Consider the following 21687-nt stretch of genomic DNA (forward strand, 5'->3'; position numbering starts at 1 on the left):
ACTAGCCTTCAGTGGAGCTGGAAGTAGAGCTTGTAGATGCGCTGCTCGACGAGGAAGAAGCGCTGCTCGTAAACGAGGCCGCATCGGGATGGGCCTCATTCCATGCCGCGAGAATGTCGCTGAAGTTCACCTCGTAGCGCAGAATGCCGTTCGTGACATACTGCGACAAATCAACTGCTTGCCCATCGACCGTCACGGTAAGCCCATCGTAGGGGCTCGCGACAATCGTGAGCGAATCGGTTACGTCGTAGCTGTCAGACGCGCCCCCCGACAGATTTTCGGCAACCAAGCATGTGTTGCCTTCATAGATTTCGACATACGGCGTTTCGCCCTTCGCGACCGAGTACGCAACAACGGCCTTAGTGGGAGCGGTTTCAGTCTTTTTAGTCGTCGTCTCCTTGGTCGATTGCGAATCGGAGCTTTCGGAATCGGAAGATGTATTCGACGAAGAGCCCGAAGGTGAAGATTCGGGAAGCCCCGTGATGTTCATCGGCGTGCTTTGTTGGGCGCTCGACGTTGCTTTCGAGCCCACGCCATTCGCCAAGAAAGCGATAACGACGACGAGCAGCAAGATAATAATGCCAGCGATGAGGAACGGGAGCTTTTCGCCGATGCCCGATTTATTTCTTCCGAGGTTGCTTGGAGCGGCATACACGCTAATCGAGTGCTCTTCAGGAAGTGCCGAACGCCTCGATTGGCGCGGCATGTAGGTTTCCTTTTCTTCATCCTCGGAACGACGCAGTCTACGTGTAGAGCCTGCAGCCGCCGGATTCGAACGACGAGAAGAAGGACGTGCAGGAGCATCGTCCAAACGACGCGTGCGTTCAGGGCTATCGCCAGACGCCTGTTGACGCGTGTGGTTATACAGGCCCTGGCCATACGCATTATATGAACCAACATGCACCGCTCCCGCGCGGCGGCTATGCGAAGTCGAGGGCGGGCGTTGCGCAATGGCACGTTCGGCCGAGGACAATTCACGGGATTCGGCTGCGCCGCGATCGATATCGTCGAACAGGCCCGTATCAAACGACGAGCCGCCGAACGAACGCGACTGAGAAGGTCGCGACGATGAGTCAGTCGAACGAGAAGTCCTGCTCGATCGCTGGGAATCGAGTCCCAGGCGTCGCGCACGGTTCCGGGAGCTTTCCGCTTCAATCGCCGCATATTCGTTAGAGAGCGCGTCATCGCGAGACACGCGGTCTGCCGCAGCGGCACGCGCCCGCGAACGCTCGTCGGCATGAATTTCCTCACGCAAACCATGGTGGCGCCTGCCCGAAGGCATATCAAAACCAGTCGGGCGAATATTCTTGCGGGCTCGCTCAACTTGGTCTTGATATTGCTGCGACAAATAGGCGTCGACGAGATTCGTGGGATTAAGGCCAAGGTAGCGCGCGTACGCGTTGATCATATTGCGCGAATAGCCACGCGGGGGCATATTTGAAAGATCCCCAGCCTCAATAGACTCCAAAATATCAGGACGGATGCGGAGCTTGCGGGCGACGGACATTAAATCCTCGCCCGAGCGCTCGCGCGCCTCACGCAGAATATTGCCGAAATTCGATTCGTTCACTCTTACTCCTAGAATCCATCTTCCGCGGCGTCACGCGCCTCAAAAGCCTTCAAAGATTCAAGTTCCATTTCATCAACAAGCACGTCTCGGGGTTTGCTGCCGTTCGGCGGGCCCACAACGCCCTTCTCTTCTAGCATATCCATGATGCGCCCTGCGCGGGAATACCCAACGCTCAATTTGCGCTGAATGTTCGAAGTAGAGCCGAGGCCACTCGCCACGACGATGTCTGCGGCATCCCACAAAAGCGGATCGTCGGCGCTCGAAGAGCCGCCGGAACCGTCGGGCATAGACGAGCCAAGGCTGATCACATTCGTTTGGAGGATCTCGCTATGGTATTCGGGCTCCCCCTGCGCCTTCAAATGGCTCACGACGGCTTCGATTTCCTCTTCGGAAACAAAACAACCCTGCAAACGCCGAGGTTTCGGCCATTCAGGCTTGCTGAACAGCATATCGCCCAACCCAATGAGGTTTTCAGCGCCGGGGGTATCGAGAATAACGCGAGAGTCAATGCCCGAAGCAACGTTGAAGGCGATGCGGTTCGTGATGTTCGCCTTGATAAGGCCTGTTACGACATTGGTCGACGGGCGCTGCGTAGCGACGATCATGTGGATGCCCGCCGCACGAGCAAGTTGCGCAATGCGGCTAATGGAGAGTTCGACCTCTTTTCCAACGTTCATCATGAGGTCGGCGAGCTCGTCGATGATGATGACGATATACGGCATCTTTTTCGGCCACTCGTCTTCGGGTTTTTCCTCATCATCGAGCTGTCCGCTTTCAACTTTTTTATTGTATTGCGAAATATTGCGCACGCCGGCCTTCGACATGACTTTCAGACGGCGCTCCATTTCAGCCACGCCCCATGACAGAGCGCTCGCCGCTTCCTTGTTTTCGGTAACGACGGGCACGTACAAATGGGGGATGCCGTTATACGGGGTGAATTCAACGCGCTTCGGGTCAATCATGATGAAGCGAACCTCGTCGGGCGTGGCACGCATGAGAATGGACATGATCATCGCGTTGATTGCGACCGACTTGCCCGAACCCGTGGTGCCGCCGATAAGCAAGTGCGGCATTTTCGCGAGGTCGACGACAATCGAATGGCCTTCGACATCTTTGCCGATAGCCATTTCAAGCGGTGCGCCATGGGCGTCTTTGAGCACGTCGCCCAATAGCACGTTCTGTCGCGTGCGATTCGGCACCTCGATGCCGACATGATTCGTTCCAGGAATGGGCGCGAAAATGCGCACACCGGGCGCCGCGAGCGCCAAGGCGATATCGTCGGTCAAGCTCATAATGCGGCTTACGCGCACGCCAGAAGGCAAGTCAACCTTGAACAGCGTGACCGTGGGGCCGGCAACCCAGCCGACAACCTGCGCCATGATGCTGAAATCTTCGAGGGTGTTTTGCAGCTCAGCGGCAAGCGTGCGAAGCTCAGCCTCATCGGCTTCGGTAGCAACTTCGGTATGGCGAATGAGGCCAAACGCCGGCAAGGTGAAATCGCCGCGCGTCTCCCCTTCTTTATTAAACGCAGAATTATCGATTTTCTTAGCTTTGGCCGAACCCGCAGCACGCGTTTTCGACGCTCCAGGCGCGGCGGAAACATCGCTCAAACGACGCGTCATCGGCTTTTCGGCAGCGCCCTCGTTCGAATCGGGCTGCAAAGCGTTGTCGACAGCCTCGGCTTCGTCTTCCCAAGGAAGCGGCTCACGCTTCGCTTTCAGCACCCGCGTTTTCGCAGAAGGCTCAGGAGAGCTGCAACCTGCCTGCTTTTTTATCCGGGAAGGCGCGGGCTTCGCGCCAAGAAGTTGAGTGATGGCTTCATCTTCGGCGGCATCGAGAGCAGCACGGCCACCCTCGGCCGCATGCGCTACGCCCATGCCAGTGGCAACACCTGCAGCCCCCGCCGCAGCATTTGAAGCAGCGCTCACGACATCGTCGGCAGCGCCGAAAGCGTATTCAGCTGGCCAATAGGTGTCGACCGTGGGAACAGGAGCCTGGCCAGGACGACGGCCTTCGAGCAATTGCGTCGAAAGCGACTCCGATGCGCGGCGAGGGCGTGAAAGGTCGCGAGGCACATGCACAGGCTCGGCACGACGAATGCGTGCTGGCGGCACCTCTCGTTGGGCCTCTTGCGCAGCCTTCGCAGCAGCGGCAGCTTCGCGTTCCTTTTTCGTCATGCCGAAGCCGGCAAGCAAGCCGCGCTCTTCGCGACGAGGGACGCGAGCCTCGGGAGACTCGACCTGCGCCTGAGGACGATTTTCGTCAAACGCAGCATAGGGATTATCGTTCTCATCGGCAGCTTCGTAAGGAATGCCAGGAAGTTCGTCGTCTTCCGCATCGCGTGCGGCACGCAGGCGCGCATTGAATTGCGAACCCTTCTCGCGAAGCGATTCGAATGCGCCCGTAAGCGAAAAGCCGATGATGACGGCTCCAGCAAGCGCGACCCCGAGAAGGAGCACGATGCTCACGGCTTCGCCGAACAGCTGCAGAAGTGCCCATGCAATGCCAGAGCCAACGTAGCCACCGCGCGAGGCAAGCACATTCGCGTCGAAAAGCACAGCGCCATTGGTTGAAGCACCAGGCGTAAGCAGCGAAAGGGCCGACATGAACGCAAAGAAGAGCATGGCAAGCCCCACGCCCAAGCGTAGAGGCAAATCGGCGCGATCGACGCGAACAATGAGGCTCGCGCCCACGATAACCAAAATGAACGGCAGCACATACGCGCCAATTCCGAGCGAAAGATGCAGCGCACTCGAAAGAGCGCTCGTCAGAAAGCCAGAAGGCTGCAATAGAACGGCCAAGAAGAGCACGACGGCAAGCACGGCGACAATGACGCCGGCGATATCGCGCTTGGTGCGATCGTCGAAAATACGCGGCTCGCGATCGATTTCCTCAAAGGGGGCTTCCTCTTCGACGGCGCGTGCCCGCGCCCTGCCGCGAGACGGAGCATCTTTAAGTGCGACGCGATCTTCGGCGTCGTTCTTTCCCTTTTTCCTTTGGGCAGAAGCGCCTTTGGCGCTATTCGATTGTGCGGTGTTCTTCTTTGAACCGCGGGCCAATGGCGTGCTCCTTCAAATACTGCGTTTACGATGCATATAAATTCGGCAGCGGCCGAGTCGCCTGAAAGGCAACCCGGCCGAAATATTCATACGGCTTGCACTGACGTGCGAAACCTGAATTATAGCGCAGCGGAATGTTCATTCCGCGAAACGTTTACACCTCGATAATCGTCGCGATGACCATAGGACGCTGCTTTGTGCGGTCCCACAGAAGCGAATGCAAGGAATCGCGGCACGCCTTCTCAAGGTCTTTGCCCTTCACGCCGCGCTCAACGCTGCGACGCAGGGTGCATTTGACGCCGTCGGTCGCCTCGCGACGAAGCTCAGCAACATCGCCGCCCGTGATGCCGTGCATCTCGACGCGCACATTGCCCAAAATCTGGTGGCGCTTATGATCGACAGCGGCGCAAATGCAAGCGAAGCCGCAATTGGAAAGTGTCGTGCGCTCATCGAGCACGTCTTTCGAGGTATCGCCCACAGAAAGGCCGTCAACGTAGACGATGCCGTTTTCGACGGGCTCACCGAATTTAACGATGCCGTTCGTCATCTCGAGCGTATCGCCGTTTTCGCACATAAAGATATGGCTCGGGTCAACACCCGTGGCCTGAGCGAGATTCGCATGAGCGCGAAGATGCATCGACTCGCCATGCACCGGCATGAAGTACTTCGGCTGCACGATAGAAAGCACGAGCTTGAGCTCTTCTGCACTCGCGTGGCCCGACACGTGAACCATGGCGCGGTGCTTGTCCCACACATCGCAACCAATCTTGGAAAGCTGGTTCACGATGCGCGTAACAGCTTTCTCATTGCCAGGAACGGGCGTCGCGGAAATGATGACCGTGTCGCCTTCGTCAATCTGGATGGTCTTATGCTCGCCGTTCGCGATACGGGCAAGCGCCGAAAGCGGCTCGCCCTGGCTGCCCGTGCACATAATGACAACCTTCTCGGGCGGAATACCCTTCAGGTCATAGGCGTCGATAAGGTCGACGTCTTGAATCTTAAGATAGCCCAAGCGACGTGCGATATCGGTGTTTTGAATCATCGAACGGCCCGTGACCACGACTTTGCGGCCGCACGCGACAGCCGCATCGGCGATCTGCTGCAGGCGATGGATATGGCTTGCAAAGCTCGCGATAATGACGCGACCCTTGGCGTTCTCAATAATGGGACGCAACGTCTTGCCCACTTCAGCCTCAGAAGGCGTGAAGTTCGGGTTTGTGGCATTCGTCGAGTCGCTCATCATGAGGTCGACGCCCATTTTCGAGAAACGCGCGAGCGCTCCGAAGTCGGTGCGAACACCGTCAATCGGGCTCTGGTCGAGTTTGAAGTCGCCTGTGTGCAGCACATTGCCGGCCGGAGACTGGAAGAACACGCCGAGCGCACCTGGAATAGAGTGATTCACTGCGAAAAAGTCGACCACGAAATTGCCGATTTTCATCTCGTCGCCGGGATTGACTTCGCACAGCTTCGCCTTGATGCGATGCTCCTTGAACTTGCCCTCGATAAGGCCGAGCGTCATCTTCGTGCCGTAAATCGGAACCTTCTTGGTAAGGTCTTTCATGAGGTACGGCAAGCTACCCGTATGGTCTTCGTGGCCGTGGGTAATGATGATGCCGCGAAGCTTATGCTCATTCTCAAGCACATACGTGTAGTCGGGAAGAATGAGGTCGATGCCCGGATGGTCGTCATCGGGGAACATGAGACCAGCGTCATCGAGAATCATGTCGTCGCCGCACTCGATGACGGTCATGTTCTTGCCAATGCCGTCGAGACCGCCAAGCGGAATGACCTTCAGAGTCACATCGGGGTTGTTCTTCACCGCACGGCGAGAATTGCTGCCAGAGCGAGGCTTGCGCGTGCGCGGTTTATTGAACGATTCGGGCTCGAGTTCGGAGCCTGGCGTAAGCTGCGGGCGCTTGTGATCGAGCGAGACGTGCTTGGTGCGCGTCGTGGAACGACGACGATTTCCGTTCGAAGCCCTCGATGACTGCTCGGCCTGATTGGCAGAGACAGCCTTGGTGTCTTGCTGGCTGCCGTTTTGCGCGGCGTCTTTCTTAGGACCGCGGCCGCGGCCCCCGCGAGAGCCGCGAGAACGGCTGCGATTTTTCGTACCATCGGTGCCTTCAGCGTCATTTTTTGCCGCAGAAGACTTGGCAGCAGCAATAGCGCCGCCAAGCGTGCCGGAAGACAGCTCCGGCAAGTTCTGTTCGTTAGTCAAGTTTCATTCGCTCCTTAAGCATAGTGAAACGCACATAGAGGCGCCCAAAGGTCGCACGGCGTTTCGGTATTCCAATGAACACATTGCCCGGCAGCACCAACGCGCGCCAGCGCAATGCAACATCCATACAAAAGAACGCGGTATGCGCTCGAAGACCAACCACCTATCGCACAATGCGAGCCGCAGAATAATTGGCAGTTTGGCCAGACGTCCAATAAAGCGGACGTAAATCAACAACGCAATATTGTACGCCAAAGGCATAACTGCCGCCAAATCGGCGGTATGACGATGCGAAGAAATGGTGAATTGAGACGAATCGTCGGTTCGCCCCGAGCCCTCAGCGGGCGGAGAGGCGCGCCACGACCGCGGACCGCTATCGCTCGCTTCGCTCGCTACGCGCGGTCCTCGCTGCGCTTCATTTTGAAATGAAGTGCACGAAATGAGCGCAGAGGGTCTCACACGCCCCTCCGCCCGCTGAGGACTCGGGGCGAACGTGAGCGAGATTCTTCATCTCAAAGCTAAACGAAGCCGGGCGAGCATAGAGGCAGCGCTCGAAGGGCGCGAAACGGTAGCGACCCGTGGTCGCAAGCAGCGTCACGAGACCAAAAACTGGCAATTGGGCCGAAATACGAAACGACCCCGCATAAGCGGGGTCGTTAGATGCGGAAGTCTTTAAGCAAAGATGCTCGTGTAGCCCATGACGAAAATGGCCACGATGAGCACAGGGATGCCGTATTTGATCCACGGTTTTGCCCAGGCGGGGAATTTCACGCCTTTCCCCTGGTCGGCTTCAGCAAGGAAGTTATCCCAGCCCCAGCCGAATTTCTGCGTGCAGAACAGCACGAAGACAAGAGCGCCCAGCGGCAGCATATTGTTCGAGACGACGAAGTCCTCGATGCTCTGAATATCGCCGATTGAGGGAATCGAGATATCAGAAAGCACATTGAAACCGAGCGCGCACGGCAAGCTCAGCAGCACGAGCAAAATGGCGGTTATGGTAACGGCACGGCTGCGCCACATGCCGAATTTGTCCATCGTCCAACTTACGAGATTCTCGAACACGGCAATAACCGTGGAAAGAGCCGCAAAGCTCATGAACACAAAGAAAAGCGCTCCCCATACATTGCCCAGAGGCATTTCCGCGAACACGGCGGGAAGGGTGACGAATACGAGCGAAGGGCCCGAATCGGGCGTGACGCCATACGCGAAGCATGCGGGGAAAATGATGAGGCCCGCAAGAATGGCAACGACGGTATTGAGCGCCGTAACCGAAATGGCTTCGCCCGTCAGGCTGCGCTCGCGGCCAATGTAGCTGCCGAAGATCTCCATTGCGGCAATGCCGAGCGACAGCGAGAAGAACGCCTGCCCCATTGCGGCGTAGACCGCCTGCCCAAACGTCGCCCACTGCTCAGCAGGCGTATTGCCGGCAAACAGCTTACCGAAATCGGGAATAAGATAAAACGCAATGCCCTCGCCCGCTCCCGGCAAGGTAACCGTGCGAATGCACAGTGCAATCATGATGACAAAGAGGGCGGCCATCATGATTTTCGTGATGCGTTCGACGCCTTTTTGCAGGCCTAGGCGGCACACAAGAAAGCCGATGAGCACAACGACGACCATCCATCCAATAAGCTGCGCAGGGTCGGCCAGCATGCCTGAAAACGTCGCGGCGATCGCATCGGGGTCGGTCGTGGACAGTTCACCCGAAGCCATTTTGGGAATGTACGCAAGCATCCATCCTGCAACCGTCGTATAAAACATGAGCAGCACGTAGCAGCCGATTTGGCCCCACCACGTAAACCAATGGAAACGGCGATTCGGCTCCAAAACGTCATAGGCAAGCGCACCGCTCTTCTGGCTCGCACGGCCCACGGCGAATTCCATCACCATAACGGGCAAACCAAGAATAACGAGGAAGATGAGATATAACAGCACGAATGCGGCGCCGCCGTATTCGCCGACGATATAGGGGAAGCGCCAAACATTGCCCAAGCCAATCGCGCAACCTGCAGCGATAAGCAAAAAGCCGATACGCGACGCAAAATGTTCGCGCGCAGGTGTGGCTTGCTCGTTAGAAGCCATCGGAAACCTCTCTATATAAATAGGTAGAACAACGATTGCGTCACAGAACGCAAACTCTAAAAGTATATCCAATAGCCAACTCTCTGCGCGAAAAAAGCCGCCCCTAGGGGCGGCTTTTCGATAAACGCAGCAGAAAACGCAATATGACAACGACCCTACCACTCAAGGCGCTCATTGAGAAATGGCTCGAACCATCGCATCACCAGCATGTTGAGACTCGCGTCGCTCTATCGAAGCAGCGGCTCTTAAGCGGTAGCTACAGACCCTTCGACGATCTTGCCTTCCTCATCAACGCGAGGCGCGCCAGCAGCGATTTGCTTCGCAACGAGCTTACGCGCGAGCTTCACCGAGGCAACCATGCACACACCCATAACGACCGAGATCACCATGCCGAAAATCCAGGCGGGAGTAAAGCTCAAAGCCGCGTCGAACGCCTGGCCGGAAACGATGGCGCCCATAATGCCGCCGACGCTCTGCACGGCGACCATGATACTCGTGGCCCTGCTGATATCGAGACGGCCGAATTCTTTCGTCATCATAACCGAAGGACCAACGGTGCATACGCACGTGCCGAACGCAAAGAACACTGCACCAAGAATCGGACCCCAGTCGGTCGTGTTGAAAATCATGAAGAAATTGGCCGCGAAGCACGTAAAGGTGCCGATAATGGTCGAAGGAATGAGTCCAAGACGGTCATACATCGAGCCGAGCGCAACCTTGCAGAACACAACAAGCACCAATTCGGCGGAAAGCACCGTAGAAGCCCAGGCGATATCATGGCCGCCCGTCACGATGGTCTCACCGTTCATGACAACGGAAGTCATGTTCGAAATCGTGTTCACGACGATCATCGCATTAATTGCGCCAACCAGCATGAAGCCCAGCGCAAGCAGCCAGAACGCAGCGCTTTTCTTCATGACCTTCCAACCAATGGCAACCGTGACCTCGGGGTCAGCCTGTACAACCTTTTTCTTGCCCTTGCTCTCGATCGCTTTAATTTCGTCCTCGGTAAGCTCAGCGCCATAAGGCTGCAGGCCTTTATCGGAAGGGTGCGAACGGAAGAAAATCACGGCGATAGGAAGTGAGCCGACCAGGCAGATAACCGCAAGTACCACGAAAGCAAAGCGCCAACCAGAGGTGGCGATGATGTTGCCGACGATCGGCGAGAGAATTGCGCCGCCGAACGCGGAACCGCACAGCGCCAACGACACGGCGAAACCGCGCTTCAAGTTGAACCAGTTCGTGATAATAACCGAGACGAACAGGCGGGCACCGGCAGTGATAATGGTGCCAGAAAGCGCAGCAAGCAAGTAAATATGCCAGGGAGCGCTTGCGACCGAATACCCGAAGAGCATCACCGTCGCAAGGGCCGTAATGCCCACTGCGATAGCGCGTGCATTGATTTTATCGAGCAAGAAGCCGATGATGAGCGTGCCCACAATCGAAATAAGCGACGCGAGCGATGTACCCGTGTTGTATTCGCCGATCGTCATGCCCAAATCGCCCACGATTTGCGCCTGAAAAAGCGATATGCAGTTCACGAAGGCCGTGTAGCACGTAGCCATGATCATAAAGCCGCCGATGACGATCCACCAGCCGTAGAAGAATCCCTTTTTCTCTTTGCCGCCCGTTTTCGGCGCGCCGTCTTGCGCACCATTCGCGACTTGTTCTTCCGCCATTGTTCTTCCTTCCAATATGGCCCCCGCTTGTACAGAAAGCCGGAGATATAATGTGTAAAGGTACGACGAATGGGCACTTTAGTCAACTAAAGTTTTCAACTCATTTACCTTTTAGCTGATTTTTTTGACATTTGCCATGAAACGCGTAGAATTGCTCGCCGAACTCTTCAGAACTTCAGCTTGCCCGAGGCTACGGCCCAGGCGGAAAGCGAGGCACCAGTGCCGACATCCATTAATTTCTTCGAAGAGGCGACCGCGCTTAAAGAGCAACTCATTGCATGGCGCCGTGACATCCACCAGATGCCGGAAATCGGACTCGAAACGCCCAATACGAGCGCCTACATTCAATCGGAGCTTACCAAGCTCGGCATTCCCTTCCACACGATCATCAACGGTTCGGGCGTCGTGGGAACCATTGGCGAAGGCGAACCGTGCCTTATGCTGCGAAGCGACATTGACGGCTTGCCAATGGCCGAAGAATCGGGCGAAGAGTTCGCATCGATCAACGGCAACATGCATGCCTGCGGCCATGACATGCACGCAGCAACCCTGCTTGGTGCTGCCCATATTCTGAAAGCGCACGAAAGCGAATTGAAAGGCACGGTGAAGCTGTTCTTCCAGCCAGGCGAGGAAGGCTACAACGGCTCTGACGAGGCAATTGCAGAAGGCGTGCTCGAAAACCCGCACGTCGACCGCGCATTCGCGATGCATGTGGTCTCGACGGTGCCCACGGGCGTCATCGTGTACGGCGAACGCCCTATGGCCGCGGCATACAACTGGAAAATCGTCGTTGAAGGCGTAGCGGGCCACGGGTCCATGCCCGACTCGTGCGTCGACCCCATCACCGCCGCCGCCCATATCCATATCGGACTTCAGGAAATTCTCGCCCGCGAGATTTCTCCCATGAGCGAGCTTGTTATTACCTGCGGCGCATTCAACGCCGGTGACGCCGGCAACGCGATTCCACAGTCGGCGACGATGCAAGGAACTATTCGCGTATTCGACAAGAAGACCGAGGAGCTCGCCAAAAAACGCATCACCGAAATCGCAAGCGGAATCGCACAAACCTACCGCTGCGCAGCCACGACGACCTTCGGCCGCCCGAGCCCTGCGGTGTTCAACGACAAAGAATTCATGGAACAATGCGTCGAATACGCCAAGCAGACGCTTCCCCAAGCGCAACTCTACGGCGGCGCACACGGCATGGGCTCCGAAGACTTCGGCAGCATCTCTCAAGCCTGCACCGCAAACTACATGATGATCGGCGCAGCCGCTGGTCCGCTCAACGAATGCTACGGGCAGCACAACCCGCATGTTCGATTCGATGAAAACGCACTTCCTATGTCGAGCGCGCTTTACGCAAGCGTCGCGATGAACTGGCTTGACGACAACGCGAAATAGAGCAATCGCGACATATCGCTTCAATTGAAATGGACTCATAAAATGTGGGTCCATTTCAATTTGCGCAAAAAGGCCTTCGAATGTGGCACGATGCAGCGACCTCCGCATTGCGCTAATATGTTCATGAGTTTCTGACCTGGAAATTCTTGAAATATGCGCGCGCACTTCTCAATCGCTCGATTCTACCGCCTTGAAAAAGCCACATTCGGGGGCCTTTTTAGACAAAATAAAACGCATATCCACATTGGGAATCTCATTTGAGCAATTTCCAATGCGATAGAGCAAAAGCCGACATTGCCCGCGAATAAAAGACGCTCAAGCACGAAAGCTTCTTAGAGACTTTTCGCCATCTCTTCCAAACGACGCACGCGATGGTACACCGCGCTTTTCGACAACGGAGGATTGGCGCGCTGACCAAGCTCTTTAAGGCTTGCATCAGGGTTTTGCAAGCGCAATTTTACAAATTCCTGCAAGCCTGGCGAAAGCTCTGCCATTTTGCCGCTCTCGGCGAGCTTTCGAATGCTCACGATCTGATCGATGGCGGCTTCAGCACTTTTCGCCTGGTTCGCGACTTCTGCGTTCACCTTGCGGTTGATTTCATTGCGCACACTCTTGCGCACACGCTCGTTTTCCATTGCGAGCGCACACTGATGTGCGCCAACAAATGCCAAGAATTCTGAAATCGCTTCCCCGCTCTTGAGGTAAACAATGTACGAGTTACGGCGATGAAGCACACGCGCATTAATGTCGCGGTCGGCCATGAGCTGTACAAGACCATCTGCCAATTCTTCGCTTTCCACGGTTATCTCGAAGTGGAAATCGCCACGTGGCTCGGCGATGAAACCGCTGCCCAGAAATGCTCCGCGCAAATAAGCAGCCGCGCAACACGTCTTCTCGACCAAATGAGGAAGAATTCCCATTTCAATACCAGTTTTTGCAAGAATTCCCAAATCGTGCAGCGCTGGCTCGAGATTCGGCTGCGAAGGAACGGTAATGAGGTAGTTCGGGGTTTTATGGAGCACGCTGCGTCGTACCGTAAGCTCGGTTTTCAGCTTATAGAGGGTGTGCAAAGAACGAATGACGAGACGCGCAACCGAGCTGATTTCCGTAGCAATCTCGAGCTTGTATCGCCCCGGGCCAGAAAACAGCAACGTGCCTTCAATGCGAGCGATTGCGGCAAGCGTAGCTTTATCGCAATGACTACACGTAGGAATCACGCGCGTGAGTTCGTCTTTGACATCGGCGGTAAACGACATGAATAAAGGCTTTCTAGGCTTCAGGAGCGAGTCGAAAGTTCAGTATACTGCAAATCACTTGCAAAATGGGACAATAGCGGAGCTCGATCGGGTGATTTCCCTGCTCATTCGACCGAATTGCAACTGCTATCCAGAGTTTTCGAATGAGCGCGACATGATTGAATAGCGCCGAAGAGCGCAACGAACATGTCATGTTCGCACACCTTTGTTTTGTTCAAAGTATACGCTGTGGTGGACGTACGCGAGAAGGCCATCACACAAGCCAATGCGGAAAAACAGCCATAGTGGCCCTATGCAACCTATTCGGCATGGGGCCACGGCTACAACGAAACAACAGACAGCATGGCGTCACAGTGCAGCAGCGTGGCAGCATGGCGCATTATCGCTATTCTTTCGTACGCACTTTCACCATATCGGCAGCGCGACGCTCTACCTCGCGATCCCTTGCGAAACGAGGCTGTGTGCGGGAAAGACGCAAAACCGTGCGGAACGCATTGCGCAGCGCAATAGGGTCATGCCAGGTAGGACGATCAGGGTCAACGAGGTCACGAACCATAACGACCGTGCCGCGTGATTGAATTCGATCGGCGTCATCGCAGGAAATGCGCACGGGACGAATTTCCTCGCCATGCACTCCAATTTGACCAGAACGGGCATCAAGGCCAACCCGATCGCAAGCACCATCACCAGGATGGAGCGAGTCAACGCTATGAACGAGCATGTAATCGACGAGCCCTTCCATGCCATGACGACAAAGCGCCTCGTAATGCTCGAGCGCCGTCATGCCACGCGTCTCGCCTTGCTGATCGGCAAGCGAGCACACGAACAAAGTCGCAGCATGCGAATCGCGAATCGCATCGATGACGCCCGGCACAAGCAAATTCGGCAGAATCGACGTGAAGAGCGAGCCAGGCCCAAGCACGATGAAGTCGGCTTCGCGAATCGCGTCGAGCGCGGGTTCATAGGCCCGAACCGGCGCAGCCGATTCAAGCCAAACACGATACAGCGTTGAATCGGAATGGCTCGCCTTCGCCTGACCATCAAGCTTGCACCCGTTCCATGTCGCGGCGCACAGGCGCACCTCATCGAGTGTCGAAGGAAAAACGCGTCCCCTCGCGTTCAATAATCGCGAGCAAATGTCGATAGCCTCGGGAAACGAACCCGTCGACTCTTCAAGAGCCGAAAGCATGAGATTGCCCAGCGTATGATTGCGCGCAAACGAAAAGCGGTATTTGAACGCCTTGGTGAGCGGGTCGCCCTCGTCAGCGGCCATCGCGACAAGGCACTTACGAATATCGCCAGGCGGCAATACGCCCGCCTCTTCGCGCAAAATGCCCGTCGATCCACCATCATCGGCCATGGCAACGACAGCAGATGTATCAGCTTCAAGGGAGAGTAGCGTACGAATAGATACGGGCGCGCCCGTGCCGCCACCGATGACCACGGCCTTTACCGGCGCTGCCGTATCGTGAAGCGCCTGAGCACCTACATCTTGTTCAAGTTTCGCAAACGCCGCCGTCGCCGAGGGATCGAGAGAAAACGGAGCGCCCATTACGCATGCACCTTAGCCTCACCCGTAAGTTCATTTTGCACCGATTCCGCTAAGGGCAAATCGCGATGCGTCACGCTCACGCGATATCCGCGCGTGCGCAGATAATCGCCCGTGGCCTCGGCAATCGCAACGCTGCGGTGTTGGCCACCTGTGCAACCGACCGCAATAGCGAGCTGCTGCTTACCTTCCTTCACATAGCCAGGCATCACACAATCAAGCAGGCTCTTCCAATGAGACATGAATTCAACCGTCTCGTCGCGATACATCACGAAATCGCGAACAGGAGCATCGAGACCCGTAAGAGACTTAAGCGCAGGGTCATAATACGGGTTCGGAAGGAAACGCACGTCGATAACGATATCGGCATCAAGCGCGGCGCCATGCTTGAAACCGAAGGAATACACGGTAACGGCAAGGCCTTCCCGCTCATCTCCCTCGCCAAACAGCTCGCGAATTTTCGCGCGCAGCTGCATGGGAAGCATATCGGTAGTGTTCACCACGTCTTGAGCCATAACGCGAAGCTGATAGAGCAGTGCGCGCTCGGCAGTGATACCCTGTGCGATCGTCATACCCTCGTCGCACAGCGGATGGCGTCGGCGACTCGCCTTATAACGAGCTACGAGCTTATCGTCATCGGCATCGAGGAACACAATACGAAACGGAATGCCCTTGCCTTTCAGAGCATCGAGCTCGTCGTCGAGATCGGCAAAATAATCTTTATTTCGAGCATCGCAAACCACGGCAAGTTTGCGCGAAAGACCGCTTCCGGCATCGGCGGTCACCACAAGCAATTGTCCCAACAAGCTTGCGGGCAAATTATCGATGCAAAAATAGCCCAAGTCTTCAAAAGCATGCATAGCTTCCGTGCGGCCTGCACCGCTCATACCTGTAATGATAACCAAGTCGTTCGGGCTCTCGCCCATCTTGCGCTCAACCATAGATACGCTCCCCCATCGACAAGCTACTCACCACGGGCCCATTCGGGCACGCTAATGTTTTCATCAATCACGTTTTCAGCAGATTGGTCAGGCGCAATGCCCTCGCCCAACCCCTCGACCCTATCACGCTCTCCATTATACTGCGCGAGCACGGTGACCACCTCACGCGCAACCTCTTCGGGCACCGCGCCAAGGCCAATAACCTCATCAACACTCATGTCTCGCAGTTTACGAAAGCCGCCCGCCGCCGAAAGCAGCGCCTTTTTACGGACAGGGCCCAAGCCAACGACGTCATCGAGAATCGACTTCGTCATGCCTTTGCCACGGAGCTCTCGGTGGAACGTAATGGCGAACCTATGGGCCTCATCGCGAACCTGCTTCACCAGATACAGCGACGCCGACCCGCTCGGCAGCACCACCGGACCGCTCTCCTGCCACGGAACGAAAAGCTCCTCGTCTCGTTTGGCCAAGCCGGCAAGCGCAATATCGTGGATGCCCATTTCGTCAAACATCTCAAGCACGGCGTTGAGCTGCGGCAAACCGCCATCGAGAATAATCAAATCGGGCTTCGAACCAAAACGCTCGTCGGCCATGCGCTCTGCGCAATATCGGCGCTGCATGACCTCCTGCATCGACAGGAAGTCATTTGCCTCATCGAGCGCCGTCTTGATTTTAAAGCGCCGGTATTGGTTTTTATCAGGCCTTCCGCCCGTGAACACCACCATGGAAGCAACGGTATACGAGCCATGGATAGTTGAGATATCGAAGCACTCGATGCGCATAGGGGCAACATCCATCGCGAGCGCGCTTTCGAGCTGCAGCAGGGCGTCGTTGATGCGTTTATCCTCGTAGTTCGTACGCACCTTGTAGCGCATGAGCGTATGCTGCGCATTCTTGCATGCCATGTCGAGCAAGTCTCGTTTTTCGCCGCGTTGGGGCACGGTGAAATGAACCTTTGCACCATGGGCGGAGTCAAGTTTGTCGGTAAGCCATGCCTCCATCGCCGATGCATCTTCCAATTCGCGCTCAACGATGACCTCGTGCGGAATGGATGTGGTGGCGTCGTAATAACGAAGCAGAAAGGTATGGAGCAAATCCTCGTCAGGCACATCACGGCCGCGGTCGAGCACGAACTCGTTGCCATTCACAACGCGGCCTTCCCGCACCATGAACACATGAACGCCCGCTATGGTCTCCTCTCGCGAAATACCCACAACGTCAGCGTTCAAGTTGCGAGACGAAACCGCGTGCTGTTTGTCGGAAAGCGAATTGATTGTATCGATGCGCGCCTTGATGCGACCGGCGCGCTCGAAGTCGAGCTCAGAGGCGGCATCACTCATTTCGCCCGTGAGCTCGTCAACGAATTCACGGCGATTGCCCGCGAGAAAACGCTCGATCCGTTCGACATTATGCCGGTATTCCTCGGGGGTAATTCGGCCGCAGCACGCACCAGGCCCAAGGCCTACGTTCGCATCGAAGCACGGCCGCGTTCCCGACTCCGACAAAAAAGCCTCGAGCGACCCCGCGTCGAGCTTGCGCTTCAGGCGGCGCCATTCGTTGCATTTCGACGAACAAATCGGCACGACTTTGCGCGCGATATCAACCAACTGGCGCGCCGCGCGGCTATCGGTGTAAGGGCCAAAATATCGCGTACCCTCTATGTGCTTTTCACGCGTGTATTTAATAGCGGGGAAAACATCGCTTTTCGTAATCGCGATGAACGGATAGCTTTTATCGTCTTTAAAGTCGGCGTTGAAAAAAGGTGAGAACTGGTTGATAAGGTTTTTTTCGAGCACGAGCGACTCATGCTCGTTATTCACCACCACGTACTCGAACGTCGACACCTGCTCAAGCATCATAGGGATTTTAGCGCGCTCGTCTTGACCCATAACGTACTGCTTCATACGGGCGCGAAGCTGCTTTGCTTTGCCGACGTAGATTACCCGCCCTGACGCATCTTTCCATAGATAGACGCCAGGAAGCGTAGGCACGCTTTTCAGCTGTTCTTTCAGACGGGCGATTTTTTCGTCGAATGATTCATGTTCGGGCGGCGCATCGAGCACCACGCCCCCCGCAGCGCTTAGGAAATCGGAAGCCATCATTCGGCCTTCGGCGCGCTAGCCACATCAACAAGCGCCGGCATCGGCTGCCACTCGGAGTCGCGCAAGATTTTGCGGGAATCACGCCAACCAGAAAGGAGCCGCTTGGTTCCCGAAGCAATATGCTCCCGGTCGACGACAACGAGTCGCACAAATTCCTTTGCAAACGTGAGCAAGGTTCCCAGACCAAATGCAAAGCGGCGATAATCGCCGTAGTATTTGAAATATCGAGCCATATAACCGCGATTTCGCATGATGTAATAACGCGTATTATCACTCGTGGAATTAAGCTGGCGCACGCCGGCAATATCCCAGTTCTTCATTTCACGCGTGCGTCGCATGATGAAATCGGGAACGACAACCGGCTGGCACACCTTCGAAGCGCGGTAGCCATACATCGCATCGTCCCAGTACAGAAAGAAGCGATCATCGGGAAAACCGATTTTTTCAACAACTTCACGCGCGAAAAGCCCACCCTCGAAGCAGGCAACATTCATAGGTCGTTCTTCGTCGAAATTAAAGGCCGCTGGAGCAAATGGGTCATAGATGCCTAGAGCAATGCTGAAGTGGTATTGCCAATAAAACGGGCCATCATCGTAATCGTATCTCGACCCTTGAACTACTTTGTAACGCTCTGTCCATTTCGAAAGACGAGCAAGGCCTTCTGGCTCAATGGCAACGTCATCATCCATGAGCCAAAACCATTGGGCTCCAAGTTCATAAGCAGCTTTCACGCCGGCAGAAAAGCCGCCGGAGCCGCCCAGGTTTTCTTGCTGCGGACAATACACAACGCGACTCTTCCCGCCACGTCCATCCGCGGCCGTGAGTCCCCACAGCGCATTGGCTTCCCTCTCGAAAACATGCACAACATCTGCGGTTGCCTGGGAATTCTCATTATCGACGACTACGATGCGCCATGGCGCCACCGTGGATTGCAAATAAGAATCAAAAAGCTTGCGGAGCAATTCCTGACGTTTGAAAGTCACCACAACAATGGCAACGTTTTCCATGTATTTCCACCTCTCGAAGCACGACCACTCCAGTTCGAAAATTGAAGGAACGATTGAGGAGCATGTTCTTCGGCATAATTATGCGCTGTTACGTGAATATGTATTATAGAATATCCGTTTGGTACCAAGAAGGACGTCGAAGATGACTTCGTATTCCTACACATTCAATCGAGCGAGGAGCGTGCATGACCTGGTTGCAATATGCCATCGTGGCAGCGGTTGCGTGCATTACCACCATGGCGCTCGTTCCGCCCGTTAAACGGCTCGCATTCAAGATTGATGCAGTAGACTACCCCAGTGAACGACGAGTCAATAAACAACCCACCGCGCGCTTTGGCGGCGTGGCAATGTTCGGCGGTCTTTTATGCGGCCTCGCGGTCATCATCGGCGGCGTCACTTTCTTTGATTGGCATTTCCCCCTACATTCGTTTGTAACCCGCGAAATTTCCTACCCTGGAATTTTCGCGGGTATAACGCTCGCGTTCCTCGTTGGCGTAGCCGACGACATATTCGACTTACGCCCCATGCATAAATTTCTGGGGCAGGTCATTGCGGCGACGATTGTGGCGGCGTCGGGCCTTTTACTCACCGATATGATGAACCCATTTGGCCACGAACAGCTTATGTTCGGTTGGCTCTCATACCCCATTACGGTGTTTTACTTGGTCGCCTTTTGCAATGTCATCAATCTCATTGATGGCCTTGACGGCTTAGCGGCCGGCATTACGGCAATCTCTTCGGCCGCCATGGTCGTATTCGCCATTCTCACCGTACGTCCGGAGGCAGCTTTCTTCGGACTGGCGCTCGTCGGCGTATGCGCTGGCTTCCTTCGATACAACTTCCACCCCGCAAGCATCTTTATGGGGGATTCAGGATCCATTTTGCTTGGCATGTCGCTTGGCGTTGTCTCACTTTTCGCCACCACGAAATCAACGCTCTTCGTTTCGCTGCTCATGCCCATCATCGTCGCGGGCGTGCCGGTAATCGATACGGCTGCCGCCATCATCCGCCGAAAGCGTCAGCACCAATCTGTCATGCAAGCCGATCGTGGGCACATCCACCACCGGTTGCTTTCAGAGGGCTACAGCCAACGATCAACCGTTCTCATCATGTGGGGATGGACAGCGATTTTGTCCGTTTCCGCCCTCTTCATCACCGAAATGCACGGGCTTGCCCGCCTGCCGTTCGTCTGTCTTGCGCTTGGCGTTTCGGCATTCTTCGTTATTAAGCTAAACCTATTGGGCCCTGTTTTGCAGCATCATTACAATCCGCGCCCGTCTACAGGCAAAAAACGAATCAATGAGCAATTCAATGCAGTTTCGGGCAATACTTCGTCATCTTCGCATACCGACGAAAGCTCAGACGAACAACCTTAGCGCCAATTGCTCACGTACGATGTTCTACAAGGCGTATTTGCAGAGGGGAGGAATGCAATGCCGTATAACAACGAGACGCACAACGAGCACAGACAGTATCAATCGCACTCAAGGGTCACGAGGCCAAAAGCTAAGCCCGATGGGCAATCGACCCGAACACGCCGTCAAGCAACTTCGCAACCCGGCGAGTCGTTCCAATACAGCCGCCATGCCCACAGATATGCCGCAAGGGAACGCGAGCTGAGGAATAAAAAACGCGCACGAGTCGCAGCGCTATCGTGCGTCGCGATTATCGCCCTCTGCGCACTGTGCTTTGGCGCCGTCAAAGCGTTCAACACCGCCACGAGCGCACAAGGCCCCCTCGGCAACGTACAACAGACTCAACAATCAGCGGCCTACGCCAAAGAGGAGCAAACGACCCCACAACCCAACGACGACCCGGGCGATATCGTTATCGGCGTCAATGGCGACGCTGATACCTATATGCTCCGCGGAGAAGAATACATAGAGGGCGGCGCGCATGCAGCGTCGCCAAGTCATGGAGTTTTGACGCCAGCAATCGAGACGAGCGGCAGCGTAGACCCGAATACGGCAGGCGACTACATCATCACCTATACGGCAAGCGATTCTGAGGGCCATGCAGCCAAGGCAGAACGCACCGTGCATGTCGTTGACACCATGGACACGATGAAAACAGGTGTCCCGGTACTCATGTATCATTATGTGTACGATGCGAGCAATCCGCCAAGCGACCTCAATGGCAACTGGATCCTTGACACCAAGGTTGATGAGCACATGCAATACCTCAACGACAATGGGTTCTATTACCCCTCTTTCCCAGAAGTGCAAGCATTCATTGAAGGCAAACACAGTCTCCCTGCCAAAAGCGTCGTGCTCACCTTCGACGACGGAGAAGACGGAACGCTTGGCTTCCTTGACGCGCTTTCAAGCAAGCATCGCATCCCGGTAACTTCCTTCATGATTTGCAGCGACCAAACCGCCGCCGCAAATAAAGTCGCGAAATACGCCAGTCCCTATGTGCAATTCGAAAGCCATTCCGTCTCTATGCACCAACCCGGTGGAACCATTGGCCACGGAGGACGTATCTCGGCCATGACGAAAGACGAAATTCTAAACGACCTTCGCGACAGCGCGTCAATCGTCGGAAGTGGGCAAGCATTTGCCTACCCCTTTGGCGATACGACCCCCGATGGACAGACGGCTGTCTCTGAAGCGGGCCTAAACTGCGCCTTCACTACGAAAAACGATTGGTGCTACATCGGAGATGACGTAACGGCCCTTAATCGAGTGCGCATTTCGGGAGAATACTCCATCGATAGCTTCGTGTATCTCGTAAACGAACAATAGAAAAACTGCGGTTGAGATTTTTGCCGATTGTTTGCATGCCAAAATGGCAGTGAATCGCAACTCTCTAGAGGATATAATT

General features: G+C 55.5%; 13 protein-coding genes. 3 read left to right on the forward strand and 10 right to left on the reverse strand.

Annotated elements, in window-relative coordinates; genetic code table 11:
• Window position 1 precedes the first annotated feature (1 nt).
• The 5 genes from DMP05_RS03175 to DMP05_RS03195 all read right to left on the reverse strand — a co-directional run bounded on the left by DMP05_RS03175 (window position 2) and on the right by DMP05_RS03195 (window position 10608).
• A complete protein-coding gene (locus tag DMP05_RS03175) occupies window positions 2–1570 on the reverse strand; it encodes a helix-turn-helix domain-containing protein (protein WP_244595019.1) in 1569 nt (522 codons plus the stop codon).
• A gap of 8 nt (window positions 1571–1578) precedes the next feature.
• Window positions 1579–4629 carry an FtsK/SpoIIIE family DNA translocase gene (locus tag DMP05_RS10080; protein WP_244595020.1) on the reverse strand — a complete coding sequence of 1017 codons (3051 nt, stop codon included), beginning with the start codon at window positions 4627–4629 and terminating at the stop codon, window positions 1579–1581.
• 154 nt (window positions 4630–4783) lie between these two features.
• The gene (locus DMP05_RS03185) at window positions 4784–6847 is read right to left on the reverse strand and encodes a ribonuclease J (RefSeq protein ID WP_244595021.1); all 2064 of its coding nucleotides are present in this window, start codon (window positions 6845–6847) and stop codon (window positions 4784–4786) included.
• 672 nt (window positions 6848–7519) lie between these two features.
• Window positions 7520–8929 (reverse strand): sodium-dependent transporter, encoded by a 1410-nt coding sequence (locus DMP05_RS03190; RefSeq protein WP_123219126.1) that lies wholly within the window; start codon window positions 8927–8929, stop codon window positions 7520–7522.
• A gap of 245 nt (window positions 8930–9174) precedes the next feature.
• Window positions 9175–10608, reverse strand: a complete 1434-nt coding sequence (locus DMP05_RS03195; RefSeq protein WP_123219127.1) for an MFS transporter — start codon at window positions 10606–10608, stop codon at window positions 9175–9177.
• 219 nt (window positions 10609–10827) lie between these two features.
• Here DMP05_RS03195 and DMP05_RS03200 point away from each other — a divergent pair, with 219 nt between their 5' ends.
• On the forward strand, window positions 10828–12009 hold the full coding sequence (locus tag DMP05_RS03200) for a M20 metallopeptidase family protein (RefSeq protein WP_211326840.1): 1182 nt from the start codon (window positions 10828–10830) through the stop codon (window positions 12007–12009).
• A 332-nt stretch (window positions 12010–12341) separates the two neighbouring features.
• Here the strand turns inward: DMP05_RS03200 and whiA are convergent, their stop codons facing one another.
• From whiA to DMP05_RS03225, 5 genes are all read right to left on the reverse strand, one after another.
• Window positions 12342–13265, reverse strand: a complete 924-nt coding sequence (whiA, locus tag DMP05_RS03205) for a DNA-binding protein WhiA (RefSeq protein WP_123219128.1) — start codon at window positions 13263–13265, stop codon at window positions 12342–12344.
• A gap of 385 nt (window positions 13266–13650) precedes the next feature.
• Window positions 13651–14817, reverse strand: a complete 1167-nt coding sequence (locus DMP05_RS03210; RefSeq protein WP_123219129.1) for a gluconeogenesis factor YvcK family protein — start codon at window positions 14815–14817, stop codon at window positions 13651–13653.
• Window positions 14817–15740 (reverse strand): RNase adapter RapZ, encoded by a 924-nt coding sequence (gene rapZ / locus DMP05_RS03215; RefSeq protein WP_123219181.1) that lies wholly within the window; start codon window positions 15738–15740, stop codon window positions 14817–14819. The genes DMP05_RS03210 and rapZ overlap by 1 nt, the downstream gene beginning before the upstream one ends.
• A 38-nt stretch (window positions 15741–15778) precedes the next feature.
• Window positions 15779–17857, reverse strand: a complete 2079-nt coding sequence (uvrC, locus tag DMP05_RS03220; protein ID WP_244595022.1) for an excinuclease ABC subunit UvrC — start codon at window positions 17855–17857, stop codon at window positions 15779–15781.
• Window positions 17854–18864: a glycosyltransferase gene (locus DMP05_RS03225; protein ID WP_123219131.1), complete on the reverse strand. Its 1011-nt coding sequence runs from the start codon at window positions 18862–18864 to the stop codon at window positions 17854–17856. Before DMP05_RS03225 ends, uvrC begins: the two co-directional genes overlap by 4 nt.
• A gap of 185 nt (window positions 18865–19049) precedes the next feature.
• Between DMP05_RS03225 and DMP05_RS03230 the strand changes: the two genes are divergently transcribed.
• Both DMP05_RS03230 and DMP05_RS03235 read left to right on the forward strand, forming a co-directional pair.
• Window positions 19050–20240 carry a glycosyltransferase family 4 protein gene (locus tag DMP05_RS03230; protein WP_123219132.1) on the forward strand — a complete coding sequence of 397 codons (1191 nt, stop codon included), beginning with the start codon at window positions 19050–19052 and terminating at the stop codon, window positions 20238–20240.
• A 57-nt stretch (window positions 20241–20297) separates the two neighbouring features.
• Window positions 20298–21608: an immunoglobulin-like domain-containing protein gene (locus DMP05_RS03235; RefSeq protein ID WP_123219133.1), complete on the forward strand. Its 1311-nt coding sequence runs from the start codon at window positions 20298–20300 to the stop codon at window positions 21606–21608.
• Window positions 21609–21687 lie beyond the last annotated feature (79 nt).

Source organism: Slackia isoflavoniconvertens (assembly GCF_003725955.1).
Lineage (GTDB): Bacteria > Actinomycetota > Coriobacteriia > Coriobacteriales > Eggerthellaceae > Slackia > Slackia isoflavoniconvertens.